This window comes from Marinobacterium marinum (genome assembly GCF_013868415.1).
GTDB lineage: Bacteria > Pseudomonadota > Gammaproteobacteria > Pseudomonadales > Balneatricaceae > Marinobacterium > Marinobacterium marinum.
In genome coordinates, this window is the sequence record NZ_JACEMT010000033.1 from 25,510 (window position 1) to 43,625 (window position 18,116).

Here is an 18,116-nt window from a genome sequence, read left to right on the forward strand (position 1 = left end):
GATATTCATTTAAAATCAAAATGGAATATGTGGCACGAATACTGCTTAACCCTAGTGGATGTAACACGCAGTCGCGTTCAACCCGTACAGGAGACTGGTAGTGATCACCGAGGATATTGTTGATCTTTCCCGGCTACAGTTCGCCATCACGGCGATGTACCACTTCCTTTTCGTCCCGCTCACGCTGGGGCTGTCATTCATGCTGGCCATTATGGAATCCGTCTATGTAATGACCGGCAAGCAGATCTACAAGGACATGACCCAATTCTGGGGCAAGCTTTTTGGGATCAACTTTGCTCTGGGCGTTACCACCGGTCTGACCATGGAATTCGAGTTCGGGACCAACTGGGCATACTACTCCCACTATGTGGGCGATATCTTCGGCGCTCCGCTGGCGATTGAGGGCCTGATGGCCTTTTTCCTCGAGTCGACCTTTGTTGGCCTGTTCTTCTTCGGCTGGGACCGACTGTCCAAAGTCAAACACCTGATGGTGACCTGGCTGGTTGCACTGGGTTCCAACTTCTCGGCACTGTGGATACTGATTGCCAACGGATGGATGCAGAACCCGGTCGGTTCGGAGTTCAACTACGAAACCATGCGCATGGAGATGACCAGTTTTGCTGAGGTCTTCTTCAACCCCGTTGCTCAAGTCAAGTTCGTGCATACGGTATCAGCCGGCTACACCACCGCCGCCATGTTCGTACTGGGCATCAGTGCCTATTACCTGCTGAAGGGACGTGATCTGGCTTTTGCGCGCCGCTCTTTTGCCATTGCTTCGGCCTTCGGTCTGGCCGCATCGCTGTCCGTCATCCTGCTGGGTGACGAGTCCGGCTATGAACTCGGTGACGTACAGCGTACCAAGTTGGCCGTTATTGAGGCCGAGTGGGAAACCGAAGAAGCGCCAGCGGCCTTCACACTGTTCGGCATGCCCAACGACGAAACCATGGAAACCGATTACGCACTCAAGATTCCCTATGTCATGGGTATCATCGCGACACGCTCCATTGATGAAGAAGTGACCGGCATCAAGGACCTGATTGTTGAACATGAGGCGCGCATTCGCAACGGCATGATTGCATACGGGCTGCTGGAACGCTTGCGCAGCGGCGACGACAGTGAGACCGTCAAAGCCGAATTTGACCAAGTCAAAGACGACCTCGGCTTTGGCCTTCTGCTGAAGAAATACACCGACAATGTTGTTGATGCGAGCGATGAACAGATCGCCATGGCCGCACGCGATACCATCCCCAGCGTCGCTCCCATGTTTTGGGCATTCCGCATCATGGTCGCCTGTGGCTTCTGGATGCTGATGATCTTTGCGCTGTCGTTCTACTTCACCGCTCGCCGCACATCCTTCAACAAACCCTGGCTGCTGCGCTTGGCACTGTTCTCGATCCCGGCTCCCTGGCTTGCATCTGAAATGGGCTGGTTTGTTGCCGAGTTCGGCCGTCAACCCTGGGCCATCGGTGAAATTCTGCCAACGTATGTAGCTCCATCGGTCCTGACCAAGGCCGACCTGCTCGGCAGCCTGTTTGCCTTCATCGCGCTGTATACATTACTGGCGGTGGTGGAGATCTACCTGATGCAGAAATTTGCCCGCAAGGGCCCCAGCAGCCTGCATACCGGGCGCTACCATTTCGAGCAGCAGGAGACCCCGGCTGAAACAGTCGCCAAGGCCTGATAGCGGTATAGGAGAAAGATGATGTTGTTCGATTACGAAACATTAAAGCTACTGTGGTGGGTGCTGGTCGGCGTATTACTGATCGGCTTTGCCATCACCGACGGGTTCGACATGGGCGCCTGCGCCCTGCTACCCCTGATCGGCAAGACCGATGATGAACGCCGGGTGGTGATCAACACGGTAGGCCCACACTGGGAAGGCAACCAGGTCTGGTTCATCACTGCAGGCGGGGCCCTGTTTGCTGCCTGGCCCGCCGTCTACGCTGCAGCCTTTTCCGGATTTTACTGGGCCATGCTGCTGGTGCTCTTCGCCTTGTTCTTCCGCCCGGTCGGTTTCGACTACCGATCCAAGCTGAGCAATCCCAAATGGCGCCGCGCCTGGGATTGGGGCCTGATTGCAGGCGGCGTTGTGCCTCCTCTGATATTCGGTGTTGCCTTTGGCAACCTGCTGCTGGGCGTTCCCTTCGAACACGACCAGTTCATGCGGCCCAGCTATGACGGCAACCTGTTCGGCCTGCTGAATCCATTCGGCCTGCTGTGCGGTGTCGTCAGCCTGGGCATGCTGTCCATGCACGGAGCCATCTGGATCAACCTGCGCAGCCATGGCGATGTTGAACGTCGCGCCAAGAGCTACGCACAGTTGCTGGCACTGATCACATTGGCAGCCTTTGCCCTGGCGGGCATCTGGTTAAGCCTGGGCATTGATGGCTACAAAATCATCAGTCAACCCGAGCTGGGCGCTCTGCCCAACCCGTTGGCAAAAGAAGTCATCGCGGCCGAGGGTGCCTGGCTGGCCAATTACAGCCTCTACCCCCTGAGCATGCTGGCCCCCGTTACCGGCTTCATCGGCCTGATCGGTGTGTTCTTCCTGGCTCGTCTGGGCCGTCCGGGCTGGGCCTTCCTGTTCAGCTCCCTGGCTCTGGCCGGCATTATTGCCACTGCCGGCGTGTCCATGTTCCCGTTTGTCATGCCGTCCAGCTTGAGCCCGAACTCCAGCCTGACGCTTTGGGATGCAGCCTCCAGTCATCTGACACTGAACGTGATGGCCATTGCCGCCTTTATTTTCGTGCCGATCATCTTGGGTTATACCCTGTGGTGCTACCGCGCCCTCTGGTCCAAGATTTCGGTGGATTATATTCAGGACAACGACTATTCAGCTTATTGATCAAGGAGATACAAGCATGTGGTACTTCGCCTGGATTCTCGGTGTACTCCTGGCGTGTTCATTCGGCATCATCAACGCGATGTGGCTGGAACACGAAGACATCGATCAAGCTTGACGGGCACCCGCCCGTCCTCTCTCCCCCAAAGGCGCTTCGGCGCCTTTTTTCTGTTTTCAGACTTACACGGGGGTCCTTACCTTGACGATGATTCGCTATAATCGGAATCTTTATGTAATTTGATCTTTTCTTCAGCCCGAACAAGCAGCACCTGGAACCTCATGACTCGACTGACACTTTTTATCACGCTTCTGTTTGCTTCTTCCTTAGCGCAAGCCAGTCTGCTGGCTCCCTTCCGCTACGAAGATGGCAGTACTCGCTGGCAATATGTTGCCAACTTCTCCAGCGGGGTTTTAATCATCCTGCTGACGATTGTCGCCATCGTGCTGTTCATTACCTGGCGTCGCGCCCGGCGCTATAACATTGCGCTGGAAGAGATCCGCGGCCACCTGGAAGACCGTGTTCAGGACCGCACTGCCAAACTCGAGAAGGAAGTCAACGAACATGTGGTGACCACACAGCGCTTGCAGGCTTCCGAGTCCTATATTCAGAACATTCTCAGCTCCATGCCTCTGGTACTGGTCGGCTTGAATAGCGAAGGCCTGATTACACACTGGAACCGCCGCGCGGAGCAGGTATCCGGCACCAAGGCCGATGCCGCCATTGGCCGCAACCTCTGGTCGATCTACCCTGACATCACGGTCACGCCCCAGCATATCGAGCAGGCTCTGGAAAAACGCCAGCCTCTGACGCTGCGCTACAGCCAGCCAGGCAGCTACCACATGGATATCACGGTCTACCCGCTGGAGAACTATATCGAACCGGGTGTAGTGGTACTGGTCGATGACGTAACCCGCCGCGTCATCACCGAAAACATGTTGATCCAGCATGACAAGCTGTCATCCATGGGCGAGCTGGCTACGGCTATGGCCAACGATATTCACAAACCCCTGCAGGCAATCCTGTTTGATCTGCGCAGCTTCCAGAACATACTTGAAGCCGGTCACCTGATGCCCAGCGACAGCAAACAAAGTGGTGAGTTTGAACGCCTGCAAGGTCTGCTGGAACATGCCTCCGATAACGGCCGTCAGGTCGAATCGGTCATCCGTAACCTGCTTCAGTTTGCCCGCGGTCGCAACGCCCAGGCCGAGCCGGCCAACGTAGTCGACATTCTGGAACACTCATTGACCCAGGCCAGCGAGGCCCTGTCACTGCCGGACGCCATTCCGTTCGGCAAGGTACGGGTTGAACGTCACTTTGAAACCGATATACCTCAAGCACCCTGCCATATTACGGAGTTGCAGCAGGTTTTCCTGAGCCTGTTCCGCCACGCATATCAATCGCTGGCCGAGAAAGCGGAAGCCAAAGGGCTGGACTTCATCCCGACTCTGAAGCTCTATGTTGGCCAGTCCTATGACGCGCTGTCCATCCGCATTCAGCACAATGGCAACGGCCTGAGCAATGAAGAGCAGATGCACCTGTTCGAGCCGTATGTGCATAGTGCAAATGTGGAACAACCATCCGCAGCGGCTGACAAGCGACTTTCATTTGCCTACTTTGTCATCACCGAACAGCACCAGGGTCACATGGCCGTCACCTCCGACCCCGAGGTTGGCACTACGTTCCACATTCAGCTGGAATTGCACTGATAACACCCACGAGCGAGGCGGCTGTGCCGCCTCAGTTCGCCTCCAACTGATCGTCAGTTATGACGCCACTCCGGCTTGCGCTTGTGTATGAAGGCGTCGATCCCCTCCTGTGCATCATCAATCAGCATGTTGCCCACCATCACCTCACTGCAGTAGTCATAAGCTTCTGACAACGGCAGTTCCTTCTGACGGTAAAAGGCCTGCTTGCCGATCTGCAGCGTTTTGCGGGATTTGGATGCTATTTTTTTGGCCATAGCCTGCACGCTACCGTCCAGCTCGGACTCAGACACACAGTAATTGACCAGCCCGATCTCGGCTGCCCGCGAGGCACTGACCAGCTCTCCGGTCAACAGCAACTCCATCGCATGCTTGGGTTGAACAGCTCGACTCAGCGCCACCATCGGGGTTGAGCAGAACAGTCCGATATTGACACCCGGCGTCGCAAAACGGGCCGTATCGGCGGCAACAGCCAGATCGGCGCTGGCTACCAGCTGACATCCCGCTGCCGTCGCCACGCCATGCACCTGTGCAATAACCGGAATCGGCAAACTGACAACGCGTTGCATCAGTCGTGAGCAGGTTTCAAACGTGCAGCGATAGTAGGCCTCCTCGCCCTCTCCCAGCATCTGCTTGAGGTCGTGTCCGGCACAGAACCCCTTCCCGGAACCACGCAGGACCACACACCGCACGCTCAAATCATCGGCGATACGATCCAATTCGGCGTGGAGGGCCTGCATGAGTTCCAGCGACAGGCTGTTATACGCCTCTGGACGAGACAAGGTGAGCGTGGCCACACCCTCGTGGTCATAACGCTCAAGAAGTGATTGCGACATGCGAACTCCCTTTTGTTTTTATACGGCTTACCTATTAGGGTAAGCCCGAATATCCGCAAAAGGGAGCGGCAGGTCAAGCCGAATCAAACAGAGAGGATATCGATCTTTTCCATAACCTGAACGCCCGAACCATTGGCACCGGTCTCTTCATCATCACTCAAGGGCCCCAGTGCACTGCCGGTATCCGGAGCTATCCCGTGCGGGAATCCCAGTTGAAGTCCCTTGAAGTCGAACAGCTGATGGTCGGCCAGATGCGAAGGCACCACATTGCACAGCGCCCGAAACATGGTTTCTATCCGGCCCGGATGGGATTTGTCCCAGCCCTGCAGCATCTCTTTGATGACCTGACGCTGCAGGTTTTCCTGGGAGCCACAAAGATTGCACGGGATAATGGGGAACTCACGCAGCTCCGCATATTCGGCAATATCCTTTTCACGGGCATAGGCCAACGGTCGAATGACCATATTCTTGCCGTCATCGGACACCAGCTTGGGCGGCATGGATTTCAACTTGCCGCCATAGAACATATTCAGGAAAAAGGTTTCCAGAATATCATCACGGTGATGGCCCAGCGCAATCTTGTTGGCGCCGATTTCATCGGCAAACCCGTACAGAGTGCCCCGACGCAGGCGCGAACACAATGCACAGGTCGTTTTACCCTCGGGTACCACTTCCTTGACGATGGAATAGGTATCACGCTCGACAATATGGAACGGCACCCCGATCGACTCCAGGTAGGTCGGCAATACCTCTTCCGGAAAACCGGGCTGCTTCTGATCCAGGTTTACGGCAACCAGTTCGAAACGGATAGGCGCACTTTTCTGCAGATTCAGCAGAATATCCAGCATTGCATAGGAATCCTTGCCACCGGACAGGCAGACCATCACCTTGTCACCCTCTTCAATCATATTGAAGGCTTCAATGGCTTGTCCCATTTCGCGGCGCAGGCGTTTCTGCAGCTTGTTCAGACGGGTTTTGGCGTGTTTATCGAGGCTGTCGGTGTGCATAAGGCGCTTCGTGAATCATTGGTTGCAATTCGAGCGCGGAGTATACAGCAAAGCGCTGCCCGCCATAAGGTGCTGCCGCCTGTCCCCAAGACGGCAGCACCCGGCTGCATTCAGATCAGAGTCCCTGCTCCCGTGCCATTGTGTATGCGATGCGTGGCGCAACCCATAACGACGGCAGCAAGACCAGCGATACGGGCACGGCTGTTACTACAATGAAGGATTGCAGTGCCGAAATTCCGCCCGATCCGATCGAAATCAGGATTGCCGCCGTTACCCCCATCATCACACCCCAGAAGACCCGCACCCCCGTTTGAGGATGATCCGTTCCGGTCATCACCATGGACACGGCATAGGTCATGGAATCACCGGTGGTCGCTACAAAAATCACGGTCAGGATCAGAAACAGGGCCGACACCCACTGCCCCAAAGGCAATGCCGAGGTTGTCGCCATGAGCGCTGCCGGCAGGTTCATGCCACTGAACGGCTCAGAGATCACGCCCGGATCGTTCAACTCAAACGCAATACCCGCACCACCGACAATGGTGAACCAGAAACAGGTAATCACGGGGGCGACAATGGAAATCAGCGTAACCATTTGACGAATGGTGCGACCACGCGAAATGCGCGCCACAAACATGGCCATCAAGGGTCCATACCCCAAAAACCAGCCCCAGAAGAATACGGTCCACCAATCCAGCCAGCCAGGATCGGCTCGGAAGGTAGCCATCGGCATGAATTCATGCAGATAAATGCCAAAGCTCTGTAGAAAGCCATCGATGATGAAACCGGTCGGTCCCGCCAGCAGAATAAACAGCATCAGCAACAACGCCAGCATCACATTGGTACGGCTCAAAATCTGAATGCCACGGGTCACACCACTGACAGCCGACAGGGTATATACCAGTATCAGGCCGAACAGAACGCTGGCCTGAGTCGCATAGGTATCGGGAATACCAAACAAAAACTCGAGCCCGAAGCTGATCTGCAACCCCAGAAACCCGATGGGACCAACGGTACCGGCAACGACCGCCAACACACAGCAGGCATCCACAATTGCACCCAGCGGCCCTGTCATGACACGCTCGCCCAGCACGGGGTACAGCAATGTGCGAGGCTTGAGCGGCAACCCTTTCTCATAATGCAGGTACATGAAAATGATACCGGTCAGGCTGCCCAGAATCGCCCAGGCCAGGAATCCCCAGTGCATGAAGCTTTGTGCCAAAGCGTGGTAGGCAGCCTGAGCGGTTCCCGTTTCGGTCCCCTGAGCCGCGTACAGAGGAGAGGGGGAAAGAAAATGCGCCATTGGCTCGGCTGCTGCCCAAAAGACGCCGCCACCGGCCAACAGGGTGCACATGATGATTGAGGTCCACTGGAACGTCGAAATGACAGGTGTATCCGTGCCGCCCATCACCACCCGCCCTGTGCGCCCCACTGCCAGAGCCAGACCGATAAAAAAGGTCGCCAGCAGCAAAATTTGCCAGTAGGCACCAAAGTATTTTGTGGAAAAGGCAAATGCCGTATTAACCCCGCTGGAGACCCAGTCCAGATCATAGAGCGCCAGCACGACAAACAGGGCCAGAGCCCCGCCGCTGATCAGAAAAACGGGAAGATCGACACCTGACAGGAGTGATCGGTTGCTTGCTTCCATCTCCCGGCCGCGAGTCGCCGCCTGAGTGGTTGTGGTCATAATGGCCTCCCGGCCGATTTGGAGCATTGACACCGGGGAGAACACCATCGCCCCCGGTAGCGAGGGGCGAATTGTACGCATACTTGCAACAAAAGACCCTGTTGACACTCGAATTCTGCATTAAATTTATGTAAAACCGAGAGCAGGTCTTTCCGATCCGCTGCTTTAGAACTCAAAACGCCGGGCACTCCGGCCCGGCGTTTGTTATGTCATAACTGAATTGTTCGATTCAATGCAGTTCGCGGAACGACTCCAGCAAGGGCGGCAATCCCGGGAACATGCCGATGCCAGCCATCAGAGCACACAGAACAACGAACACGATACCGGGCACCACCCAGCGCCCGACATGGCCCAGTTCTTTGCCGCGTTCTTTACAACCGATCAGCCCCAGGTTGTCCAGCAACACCGTCAACGACCAGCCAAACACCGGGTTTACCAGCGCCGACGAGAAAATTACTACCGCTGCCGACTGGGTCGTTTTGCCCTCGCGCGTCATCTGCATGCCGGCTTCCAGCAACGGCAGATAAACACCCACTATCAATGCCACACTCAAGACCGGCTGCCAAATGGCAAGGTCCATCGGGTAACCCCAGAGCGCAGCAACGATACACAGCAGACCAGTCAAGATAGCACCGCCGGCAATAGGACGACGTGCAATGGCAGCCGGTACAATATATGTTCCCCAAGAGGATGCGATGTTACCGCCCCCCAGCAGGCTCCCGGTTACCTGACGGGCCGATGCTGAAACCATTGTATCGTCAATATCCATCAAGACCTTTTCAGTCTTCGGCGGATAGTTGATCTGCTGAAACACGCGATGCCCCAGAAAATCCGGTGACCACATGGCCACGGCCAGAATGGCGAAAGGTGCCACGGCAATAAAGTGGTGCAGCTCCGGCAAACCCAGCTGCCAGCCTGTGTCTTCCCCCCACCAATACATGGGGTTCAAGTTGGGCATGCCCGGCTCGGTCGTGAACTCGAACGGCGCTCCCAGCGCAAATGCCACACCCGCCGCCAGTACGGACCCCAAAGGAACCGCCAGCCATCGTTTCTGGATATGTTCCAGATAGGCATACAGAATAATGGTGCCCAAGATAACGATAAAGGCCAGATAAGCCATATCAAAACCTTCGGCCCAGGCAAACAGCTTTTTGATCTGGCCTGTCACGCCGATGAAACCCAGATACAACAGCAGGCCGCCACACACCCCGTTACTGGTGAGCTTGGCCAGCAGACTTCCACCCTTGGTAATCCCCAGAATAAAGCCGAACACCCCGATCAACAATCCCAGTGCCATCGGGTGGCCACCGGATGCCACTATCAACGGAATCAACGGAATCAGCGGGCCATGCGTCCCCGCCAGGTTGGCAGTGGGGTTCAACAGCCCGGACACCAAAATGACAAACAATACGGCTGCAATCAGCAACTCGTACCGCACGTTTTCAATGACAAACTCGTTGGACAATCCCAACTGTGTTGCAAATGCAGCGACAATCGCCGCCACCATCACGATCTTGCCGATGGTGGCGGCCATGGCCGGTACCCAATCCTCGATTTCAAAACCGTAATCACGAAATGGCACGTTCAGGCGCCAGCGCTTGGGCTCCATGATCTGCAGTTCGTGATCCAGATAATCAGCACGCGTGGCAAAGTCCGCGCGTGGCTTTCGCCGTCCTTGGTAACTTGATGTGTGTGCCTTAGACATAAACGCTCTATGTTGATCTATGGAAAAGGGCGCGATTTTATGGGGCAGCTGCTCCAATAACAATGAACATTTAGGCTAATATGGCTACATTCTTTTGCAATTAACAGGATATTTCGCTCAAAGCCCCGCCAGCAACAAGAAATCCGGCCTGATCAGGCCCAGCAATACCTGCACCCTGGCCGGTGCATGATAAAAAAACAGGCCGGCATTTAGCCGCTATACCAAGAACCGACTCTTTATCGATACTGTAATTACTGTTACCCTCCGAGCGGCATATATTGATGCAACGGCTCTATGGCCCTAATGGATGATCCACCTTCCCGACCGCTCCCTGCGGTACCGTGAAGCGCCCCCAAGCAGTTCAGGGATAGTGTGCAACGTGTTTATAAAACAGTTCTTCCGCCTTGACCTCAGGCGTTTGATTCTATTGCTTGCCTTCAGTACGGCGGCCATCACTCTGATCAATGGCCTCAACGCCAGCTATCAGGTACAACGTCAGCTTCTGATTGATCAGACACTGGAAAGCAACCAGGTATATGCCAGTAAGCTGGCCACATCGACCGAAAATTTCCTGCGCTCTGCCCAGCAGCAATTTGCCTTTGGCGCCGCCGAACTCTCTCCTCTAATGGACAACCAGGAACTGCTGAGCCATACCGCCGACCGTTTACGCCGACAGACCGACAGCTTCAATTCAATCATCATTGTCGATCATACCGGACATGTGCTCGCTACCTCCCCGGAAACTCTTAAGATTCTGGGGGAGCAACTGGCCTCCCCCGGCGCACAACAAGCTCTTGAGCTGAAAAAGCCCTTGATCAGTGCGCCCTATATATCGGTTTCCAATAACCTGCTGGTTTTTATCTCTCATCCTATCTTTTCTCCAACCGGAGAATACCTGGGATACTTGGGAGGCTCGCTCTACCTTAAAGAACGCAGCATCCTGAACGAGCTGCTCGGCATCCATTATTACGAAGACGGCTCCTACCTGTATGCGGTCGACCAGAACCGGCGACTGTTGTATCACCCCGATGCGACACGTATCGGCCAACAGGTTGACAACAACCCTGTCATTGAAGACGTCATTTCCGGCCATGAAGGCACACAGCTCGTCAAGAACAGCGCGGGCATCGATATGCTGGCGGGGTACGCACCCATCAAAATTGCCAACTGGGGTGTGGTGGCGCAGCGCCCTCTGGAAGCCACTCTGGCACCGTTGGACAGCCAGATGCGGGCGGTCATCGACCATATTCTTCCTTTGGGACTGATTACGCTGCTCTTGATCTGGTGGCTGGCCCGACTGATTTCGCGCCCTCTTTGGCAACTGGCAGACAATGCCCAGAACATGGACGAGCCCCTGACCCCTGCCCGTATTCAAGGCATCCGCTCCTGGTATTTTGAAAGCGCCGAACTCAAGCAGGCCATGCTGGTCGGCGTTAACCTGCTACACACCCGACTGGGGCAGCTAAAAACCGAGGCGCAAACCGATGCCCTGACCGGGCTGCTCAACCGGCGCGGAACCGAGATGGCACTTCAACTCCTGCAACGCAATGCAACGCCTTTCAGCATCCTGGCCCTTGATATCGACCATTTCAAACGGGTCAACGATACTTATGGGCATGACTGCGGAGATCGAGTCCTGCAATCACTTGCACGTCTGATGCAGACTTCCACACGCAAAAGCGACTACCACTGCAGAGTTGGTGGCGAAGAATTCCTTATTCTGTTGCCCGAAACCCCCTTGTACACGGCCAGAGAAATGGCCGAGCGCTTGCGCCTGTGCGTTGCAGGAGCTCAAATGCCTGAAGCTGGGCACATCCAAATATCCATCGGTATCGCCGAGTGGAGTACACCAGAGGACGACCCAACGGACTCGCTCAAACACGCAGACCAGGCGCTGTACCAAGCCAAAAGAAACGGGCGCAATCGCTGCGAGGTCTATGACACCTCACCCTGACGCCTTAAGCAGTGCCGGCATGCTCGGTTATATGCGGATTTATTCCCGTGGACCATACGTGTTGCCCAGGTTTCGCAGCAGCCTCAGCGGGTGGGCATTATTGATTCCTGGCATGGCACCACAGTGTCCCCAAACTCACGCAGGACTAAGCCTGGCTTCGAAAAATCGAATTATCGCCGACTCATTCCGCTACTGCGCCCTGTAACCCGGGCTCGCGACCAATGTACTCCTGCATGAAGTCCCGCAAGCAACGAGCGCGGGCACTCAGCAGCTTGCCATCAGGCCAGACCGCAAAGATATCACGCTGCGGGCCAAACCATTCCGGCAAGACAAGCTGCAACTGACCGGACAGCAGGGGCTGCTGAATCTCATTCATCGGCAGCAGAGCAACACCCAAGCCATCACAGGCAAACTGCAATACCAGCGCCAGATCATCGACAAGAGCGGCAGGCGTCAGATGCACATCCACCTGCTTACCAGTGTCGGCATTGTTTAGACGCCAAGGTGAAAACTGTTTAAACATCAGCGTTTGATGGTGCTGCAATAGTTCCAGCCGCTCAGGCCTTCCTGCCCGTTGCAGATACTCAGGCGCCGCCACCAGGCGCGTTGCCACCCAGCCCAGTCGTTTCTGATACAGCCCCGAATCTGCCTGCGGACCAATGCGCAACGCAATATCAATGCGCTTTTCCAGCATGTCCTCGGTGCGGTTACTCAACATCAGCTCCAGACGCACTTGGGGATAGCGGCGCATAAAGGCCGTCCACATTGGACTTAACGGTCCTGTTGCCAGATTGGTCGGCGCCGAAACTTTAAGCAGGCCGCTCATCTCCTGACTGTCGCGACTTAACCGGGCACCGGTCTGCTCCAGCTCATCGAGCAACCCGGCGTAATGTTCGTAGCACACCTCTCCTTCATTGGTCAGACTGAAATGTCGCGCCGATCGCCTTACCAGCTGGTAGCCCAGAGCGGCTTCCAGCCGTTTCAGCCTGCGCGTCACCGTGGCTGGTGGCAGTTGCAGATAGTCGGCAGCAGCCGCCAGGCTGCGCCGACGTGCTATTTGAATAAACAGCGCCAAGTCATCGAAAGAAGGTTTCATATATGAAATCAAAGATTACCAATAGCCGGATATTGAAAACATTAGCAATTATATACACTGCCCCTTCTATCCACATACAGGGACTCGATATGAAACAGAGGCTATGGTTTACCTTCTTGATGTCATTTGTACTCAGCTTTTTCATGACCGGTTACGTGACCTGGCTGAACCTGGGCTTCACGGACCTCTACTTTGCCCAGTGGATGCGTGCTTTCGGCATGGCCTGGCCGGCGGCTGGTGTGATCTCCTTCACTTTCGGCCCGATCGTGCAGCAATTATCCCGGCGCCTGGCCGGACAGGCCTGAGCATGCTTAACTGACGGCTGGCACCACATAACATCAATAAGAGGCCGATATGAAACTGCATGAAAAAGCAGGTACCCCAAGCGCCGAGCGCGTCAACATTTTTCTGCGCGAACTGGGAATAGAGCTGGAGCGAGTCGACGTTGATATCCGGGCTGCAGAAAATCGCACCGATGCTTTTATCGACAAGGCTCCGAACGGGCTGATCCCGGTCCTGGAGCTGGATAATGGCACCCACATTTGCGAAAGCGTAGCGATCTGCCGTTACCTGGACGCAATTACGCCCAACGATAAAGCGCTGTTCGGACGCACGCCTCTGGAACAGGCGCAGGTGGAGATGTGGGTGAGAATTCTGGAATTTCAGGGCGTGGTCCCCGCTTTTCAGGCATTTCGCAACCTCTCTGGATTTTTCAGTGACCGTGAAACCTGCATTAAGGAATGGGGCGAAGAATCACGCAAGCGACTGCTCACTTTCCTGCCGATACTGGATAAGCAACTGAGCAAACAGCCCTGGGTGGCCGGCGAGCATTTCTCGATTGCCGATATAACCGCCTGGGTACTCTGTGGTTTCCTGGGACGTCTTGATATCGAGCTGGACGAACACCTGCCCAATCTGCAGCGCTGGCATATGAAGATGTCGGAACGTGCCCCTTCTCTACACCACTGATTTACTCATTACAGCCGGGGCGGGATCACGGAAAGCCCGTCCTATTCTAAAGGTGTCATAATCGATTGCTAAACTGGCTCGGTAATTACCGTAACACTCGAGTCAACATGCCCAGAACCAACCTTTCCCTGGCCCAGATCGAGGCTTTCTGCGCACTGGCGCAGTACAAGAGTTTCAAGGACGCGGCCCAGTATCTCGACATCGCCCAGCCGACACTGGTGAACCGGATCGCCAGCATCGAGGAAAGCTACAACGCCAAGCTGTTCCTGCGCCAGCGCGGCAACAACCGGCTGACCGATCTGGGTCTGGCGCTGCTGCCCCGGTTTCGCAGCTGCCTCAACAGCCTGCGGGAAGCGGAGTTCCTGCTGCTGGCTCACAGCAAGGTGGAAACCGGCGAGATTCATATCGCGGCCGTATCGCCCTACCGGGTCTCCCTGCTGATTAAGCACTTCAACTCACTCTACCCCAATATCCGCGTCAAGGTGAGCTTTGCCGCGTCCGAGCTGGTTGGGCAGATGATTACCCGCGGTGAGGTAGATGCCGGTTTCTATGTACCTGAGGGCAACACCCCCGGCCAGCAGGCGTTTTTCTTCTACGAGTATGAGCTGGTCGCCATCCTGCCTGCGGGCCATCCGCTGGCCCAGCGCGAGCGACTGTACCTGCGTGACTTCGAGAACCAGAGTGTGATTCGCCGCGAGCCGGGCTCGCTGACCCGCCAGCTGTTCGAACATGCGGTGGCACGGGAAGGTGTCAGCGTCAATGTGGTCTATGAGCTGGGCAGCCGGGAGTCGATCCGCGAGGCGGTAGCTCAGGGGCTGGGCATTTCGGTGGTGGCTGATGACGAGCATGTACCGCACGACAACATCGTCACGCGGCGCATTGTCGGTGAAGGACTGACCGCACGCAGCAGTCTGGTGGTGCGTAACGATCGGGTGTCGGCACCGCTGACACAGGCATTAATCGGGGTAGTGAGGCAGCCGCTGGAAGCTTGAACCTCCAGCAGCTGACAGGTAATTGCGGATTTACGGGCGCTCGCCGTTGGCGATGCGTTGCTGGATCGCCGCCACTACCTCTGGCAGGTCGGCAATGGTGTCGATGATGTAGTGCGCACCGACCGCTGCCAGATTGACCGACGCCTTGCCACGCGCATCAGCCTTGGCAGCTTCATCCGCCGCTAGAAACTGCTCCAGCGTCAAACCGGACTCGTTGCCGGACAGGCTCAGACCCACCGTCCACATGCCGGCGTTATGGCCTTCGTAGATACCCGGCGCGGAATCATCCACCTTGATACAGCGGGACACAGCATTCACGCCCAGCTCCTGTACGTTCTGCAGCGCCATCCAGGGACCCGGGCGGCTGCCCGCTTTGAGATCTCCTGTGGCGATCACACAATCAGGCATGTAACCGCGTTCGGCAGCGGCCTGCTGCAGCACTTCCATCACCGGGCGCGGATAGCCTGAGCAGGAACCGATCTTGATGCCCTGATCACGCAGCCAGGCGATCGTTTCCAGTGTCCTCGGAATCAGGTCGGCATGTTCACCCACTTTGGCGATCTGCAGCGGCATAAAGGTGTCATAAATCAGGTCCACATCCCCGTCGCTCATGGCACGGCCAAACTGCGCCTGCCAGCGGGCCGCAATCACCGGATCATCACCCAGGGCACGGATATGATCCCACTTGCCCATGCCCATGGGGCCCCGCGCCTCTTCCAGGCTGATGTCGAAGTCGTAGGCCTTGCGAAAGGCTTCAACAAAGATGGTGGTCGGCGCGAAGGAGCCGAAATCCACGGTGGTACCGGCCCAGTCGAAAATGACCGCTTCTACAGATGACATAGTTGTTCTCCTCAGGGGCGGCGCTCAGGCCGCCTCGGCTTCAATTGCAATTCGATTAGCGTCACGCTTGCGGTTCAGCCGGTGACGCGCCCAGGCAGAGATCAGTTCGGAGATCACCACCAGCACCACGATCGACAGCAGGATGGCGGCGACGCGTTCTGTTTCCAGCTGCTGCACATTGCGCTTCAGGTACCAGCCCATGCCGCCGGCGCCGAAGAATCCCACCACGGTAGCGGCGCGGAAAGCCACGTCCCAGGTGTAGATGGCGATACCGGTCCAGGCCGTCTGGATCTGTGGCCAGACGGCGTAGCAGAAGGTCTGCAGCGGGTTGGCCCCGGCCGAGCGCATGGCCTCGACCGGCCCCATGTCGATCACCTCGATTTCTTCGGCGAACAGCTTGCCGGCGAAACCGATGCAGAACATCACCAACGCACAGACACCGGGCAGCATGCCGAAGCCGAGGACGGTGACGAACAGGATGGTCCAGATCATCTCGTGTACCGAACGGCTGGCCATGATGAACAGGCGCGCCAGCGGATAGAGCACCCGGCGTGACAGTGTGACGTTCCAAGAGGCAAACCAGGCCAGAGGCGCGGCAATCAGCATGCCAATCAGGGCACCCAGGTAGGCCATCTGCACCGTTTCCACGACCGAGGCCAGGTAGTCACCCTGCATCACGTAGTCCACATCCGGTGGGAAATAGCGCTCGCTCAACACCTCACCGACGCGACCAAACAGGGTCAGCAACCGGGCCAGGTCGATGCCGAGAAAATCGATGGCAAACATCAGTCCCAGCAGGCACGCCAGCAAAGCGGTGAAGCGGAACAGGTCACGCGGAAAGCGGTAGCGGCTCCACTCGCGCGCCGGTGCCTTGGACTGAATCGAGTTGTATGCATTCATGACAGGCTCCTAGACAATCGCCTTGCGGGTGTAGTGTGACAGGATCTCGCCGAGCAGAATCAGGCTCAGGATCGCCAGAATCACCACGGTCACGCCGCCGTAGTTGTACATCGCCATCTGGCGGAAGAAGGTCAGGCCCAGACCACCGGCACCAACCAGTCCCATGATCGCCGAGCGGCGAATATTGATATCCCACTCGAAGATAATGGTGCCCAGCACCACGGTCTTGATCTGCGGCAGGATGCCGTAGTACATGACCTGAAAGTTGTTGCCGCCGACCGCACGGATCGCTTCCACCGGCTTGGGGTCGATGTTTTCGATCGCCTCGGCGGTGATCTTGGAGATGAAGCCCACCGAGCGCATGGCAATGGCCAGAATGCCCGGCAGTGCGCCCAGGCCCACGGCCGCGACAAAAATCAACGCCCAGACCATCTCGTGGATGGAGCGACTCAGGGTCATCAGAAAGCGCCCGAAGGGATACAAAATACGCTTCGACGGCGTCACGTTGAGGGCACCAAACCAGGCCACCGGCAACGAGAAGAACAGCCCCAGGAGGGTTCCCAGACAGGCCATCAGGAAGGTTTCCAGCATCGGGATGCCCAGATGCGGAATCAGGCTCAAGTCCAGCGCCATGAAGCGCCCGACCGACTCCATGATCTGACCGAAACTGCCCACGCGGTCCCAGTCGGTGTCTTCGATGATGATCACCTGGATGCTGCCCAGTACCGTGACCAGCACCAGTGCCAGCATGAGCAGCTGCACCCACTGGCGGCGTCGCCGGCTGCGCTCCAGCTCGGCCTGTAAACTAACAAGATGCGTCATGGAGTCCTCAGAGCACTTCCAGTTCATAGATGCGTTCGAGGTCGCTGTCCGCCAGATCGGCGGTTTTGCCATCGAACATCATGCGGCCGCTCTGCAGCCCCAGAATGCGGTTGCAGAACTCCTTGGCCAGCGCCACGTCATGGATGTTGCACAACACCGGAATGCCCAAGTCACGCGCGGTATCGCGGATCAGCTGCATCACGTCACGGGAGATCTTCGGGTCCAGGCTGGCCGTCGGCTCGTCGAGCAACAGCAGCTGAGGGTCCTGCATCAGGGCACGGGCGATACCGACGCGCTGACGCTGACCGCCACTGAGCTGGTCGGCACGCTTGTCGACATGGTCGATCAGGCTCACCCGGTCCAGCAGTTCCAGTGCGCGCTGGATATCACTGCGCGGGAACAGCTTGAACAGGCTGCGTGTCGTACCCACATAACCGAGACGGCCTGACAACACGTTGTCCATCACCGACATCCGGTTCACCAGGTTGAACTCCTGGAAGATCATGCCGATATGGCGACGGGTTTTGCGCAGCTCACGGGCCGACAGGCGGGTCAGCTCCTGACCGAACAGAGAGACACTGCCCTCACTGGGTTCGACCAGTCGGTTGATGCAACGGATCAGGGTGGATTTGCCCGCCCCGCTGGGGCCGATGATGGCGTAGAAATCCCCTTCCGCCACATTGAAGCTGATCCCCTTGAGGATATCGTCGCCGGTCTGGGCATAGCGGGCTTTCAGGTTCTGCACTTGGAGAATGGACATGC

General features: G+C 56.7%; 17 protein-coding genes. 8 read left to right on the forward strand and 9 right to left on the reverse strand.

The window, feature by feature from the left end; translation table 11 throughout:
• Positions 1-100 precede the first annotated feature (100 nt).
• From H1S06_RS02275 to H1S06_RS02290, 4 genes are all read left to right on the forward strand, one after another.
• The gene (locus tag H1S06_RS02275; RefSeq protein ID WP_328515302.1) at positions 101-1,681 is read left to right on the forward strand and encodes a cytochrome ubiquinol oxidase subunit I; all 1,581 of its coding nucleotides are present in this window, start codon (positions 101-103) and stop codon (positions 1,679-1,681) included.
• 21 nt (positions 1,682-1,702) lie between these two features.
• A complete protein-coding gene (gene cydB, locus H1S06_RS02280) occupies positions 1,703-2,845 on the forward strand; it encodes a cytochrome d ubiquinol oxidase subunit II (RefSeq protein ID WP_181737108.1) in 1,143 nt (380 codons plus the stop codon).
• A 16-nt stretch (positions 2,846-2,861) separates the two neighbouring features.
• On the forward strand, positions 2,862-2,960 hold the full coding sequence (gene cydX / locus H1S06_RS02285; protein WP_181736800.1) for a cytochrome bd-I oxidase subunit CydX: 99 nt from the start codon (positions 2,862-2,864) through the stop codon (positions 2,958-2,960).
• Between the two features lie 161 nt (positions 2,961-3,121).
• Complete coding sequence (locus tag H1S06_RS02290; protein WP_181736802.1) at positions 3,122-4,549, forward strand: two-component system sensor histidine kinase NtrB; 1,428 nt, start codon at positions 3,122-3,124, stop codon at positions 4,547-4,549.
• A 53-nt stretch (positions 4,550-4,602) separates the two neighbouring features.
• Here H1S06_RS02290 and H1S06_RS02295 read toward each other — a convergent pair whose 3' ends face one another.
• From H1S06_RS02295 to H1S06_RS02310, 4 genes are all read right to left on the reverse strand, one after another.
• Complete coding sequence (locus H1S06_RS02295) at positions 4,603-5,382, reverse strand: enoyl-CoA hydratase (protein ID WP_181736804.1); 780 nt, start codon at positions 5,380-5,382, stop codon at positions 4,603-4,605.
• Between the two features lie 83 nt (positions 5,383-5,465).
• Entirely contained in the window at positions 5,466-6,389 is a 924-nt protein-coding gene (gene ttcA / locus H1S06_RS02300; protein ID WP_181736806.1) for a tRNA 2-thiocytidine(32) synthetase TtcA, read from the reverse strand.
• A gap of 115 nt (positions 6,390-6,504) precedes the next feature.
• Positions 6,505-8,076: a BCCT family transporter gene (locus H1S06_RS02305; protein WP_181736808.1), complete on the reverse strand. Its 1,572-nt coding sequence runs from the start codon at positions 8,074-8,076 to the stop codon at positions 6,505-6,507.
• Positions 8,077-8,305: 229 nt separating this feature from the next.
• Entirely contained in the window at positions 8,306-9,781 is a 1,476-nt protein-coding gene (locus tag H1S06_RS02310) for a DUF3360 family protein (RefSeq protein WP_181736810.1), read from the reverse strand.
• Between the two features lie 379 nt (positions 9,782-10,160).
• On the opposite strand from H1S06_RS02310, the gene H1S06_RS02315 reads away from it, so the two are divergent.
• A complete protein-coding gene (locus tag H1S06_RS02315; RefSeq protein ID WP_328515303.1) occupies positions 10,161-11,735 on the forward strand; it encodes a sensor domain-containing diguanylate cyclase in 1,575 nt (524 codons plus the stop codon).
• A gap of 181 nt (positions 11,736-11,916) precedes the next feature.
• On the opposite strand, the gene H1S06_RS02320 is transcribed toward H1S06_RS02315, so the two are convergent.
• Complete coding sequence (locus H1S06_RS02320) at positions 11,917-12,831, reverse strand: LysR family transcriptional regulator (RefSeq protein ID WP_181736814.1); 915 nt, start codon at positions 12,829-12,831, stop codon at positions 11,917-11,919.
• Between the two features lie 89 nt (positions 12,832-12,920).
• Here H1S06_RS02320 and H1S06_RS02325 point away from each other — a divergent pair, with 89 nt between their 5' ends.
• From H1S06_RS02325 to H1S06_RS02335, 3 genes are all read left to right on the forward strand, one after another.
• A complete protein-coding gene (locus H1S06_RS02325) occupies positions 12,921-13,136 on the forward strand; it encodes a DUF2798 domain-containing protein (RefSeq protein ID WP_181736816.1) in 216 nt (71 codons plus the stop codon).
• A gap of 49 nt (positions 13,137-13,185) precedes the next feature.
• Entirely contained in the window at positions 13,186-13,800 is a 615-nt protein-coding gene (locus H1S06_RS02330) for a glutathione S-transferase family protein (protein WP_181736818.1), read from the forward strand.
• A 107-nt stretch (positions 13,801-13,907) separates the two neighbouring features.
• On the forward strand, positions 13,908-14,792 hold the full coding sequence (locus tag H1S06_RS02335) for a LysR substrate-binding domain-containing protein (protein ID WP_181736820.1): 885 nt from the start codon (positions 13,908-13,910) through the stop codon (positions 14,790-14,792).
• A 30-nt stretch (positions 14,793-14,822) separates the two neighbouring features.
• Here H1S06_RS02335 and phnX read toward each other — a convergent pair whose 3' ends face one another.
• From phnX to phnC, 4 genes are read right to left on the reverse strand one after another with little or no spacing between them, the layout of a single operon-like run.
• Positions 14,823-15,632, reverse strand: coding sequence for a phosphonoacetaldehyde hydrolase (gene phnX / locus H1S06_RS02340; protein ID WP_181736822.1), 810 nt, complete (start codon positions 15,630-15,632; stop codon positions 14,823-14,825).
• 24 nt (positions 15,633-15,656) lie between these two features.
• On the reverse strand, positions 15,657-16,532 hold the full coding sequence (phnE, locus tag H1S06_RS02345) for a phosphonate ABC transporter, permease protein PhnE (protein WP_181736824.1): 876 nt from the start codon (positions 16,530-16,532) through the stop codon (positions 15,657-15,659).
• A gap of 9 nt (positions 16,533-16,541) precedes the next feature.
• On the reverse strand, positions 16,542-17,354 hold the full coding sequence (gene phnE / locus H1S06_RS02350; protein ID WP_181736827.1) for a phosphonate ABC transporter, permease protein PhnE: 813 nt from the start codon (positions 17,352-17,354) through the stop codon (positions 16,542-16,544).
• A 7-nt stretch (positions 17,355-17,361) separates the two neighbouring features.
• The gene (gene phnC / locus H1S06_RS02355; protein ID WP_181736828.1) at positions 17,362-18,114 is read right to left on the reverse strand and encodes a phosphonate ABC transporter ATP-binding protein; all 753 of its coding nucleotides are present in this window, start codon (positions 18,112-18,114) and stop codon (positions 17,362-17,364) included.
• Between the last annotated feature and the right edge of the window lie 2 nt (positions 18,115-18,116).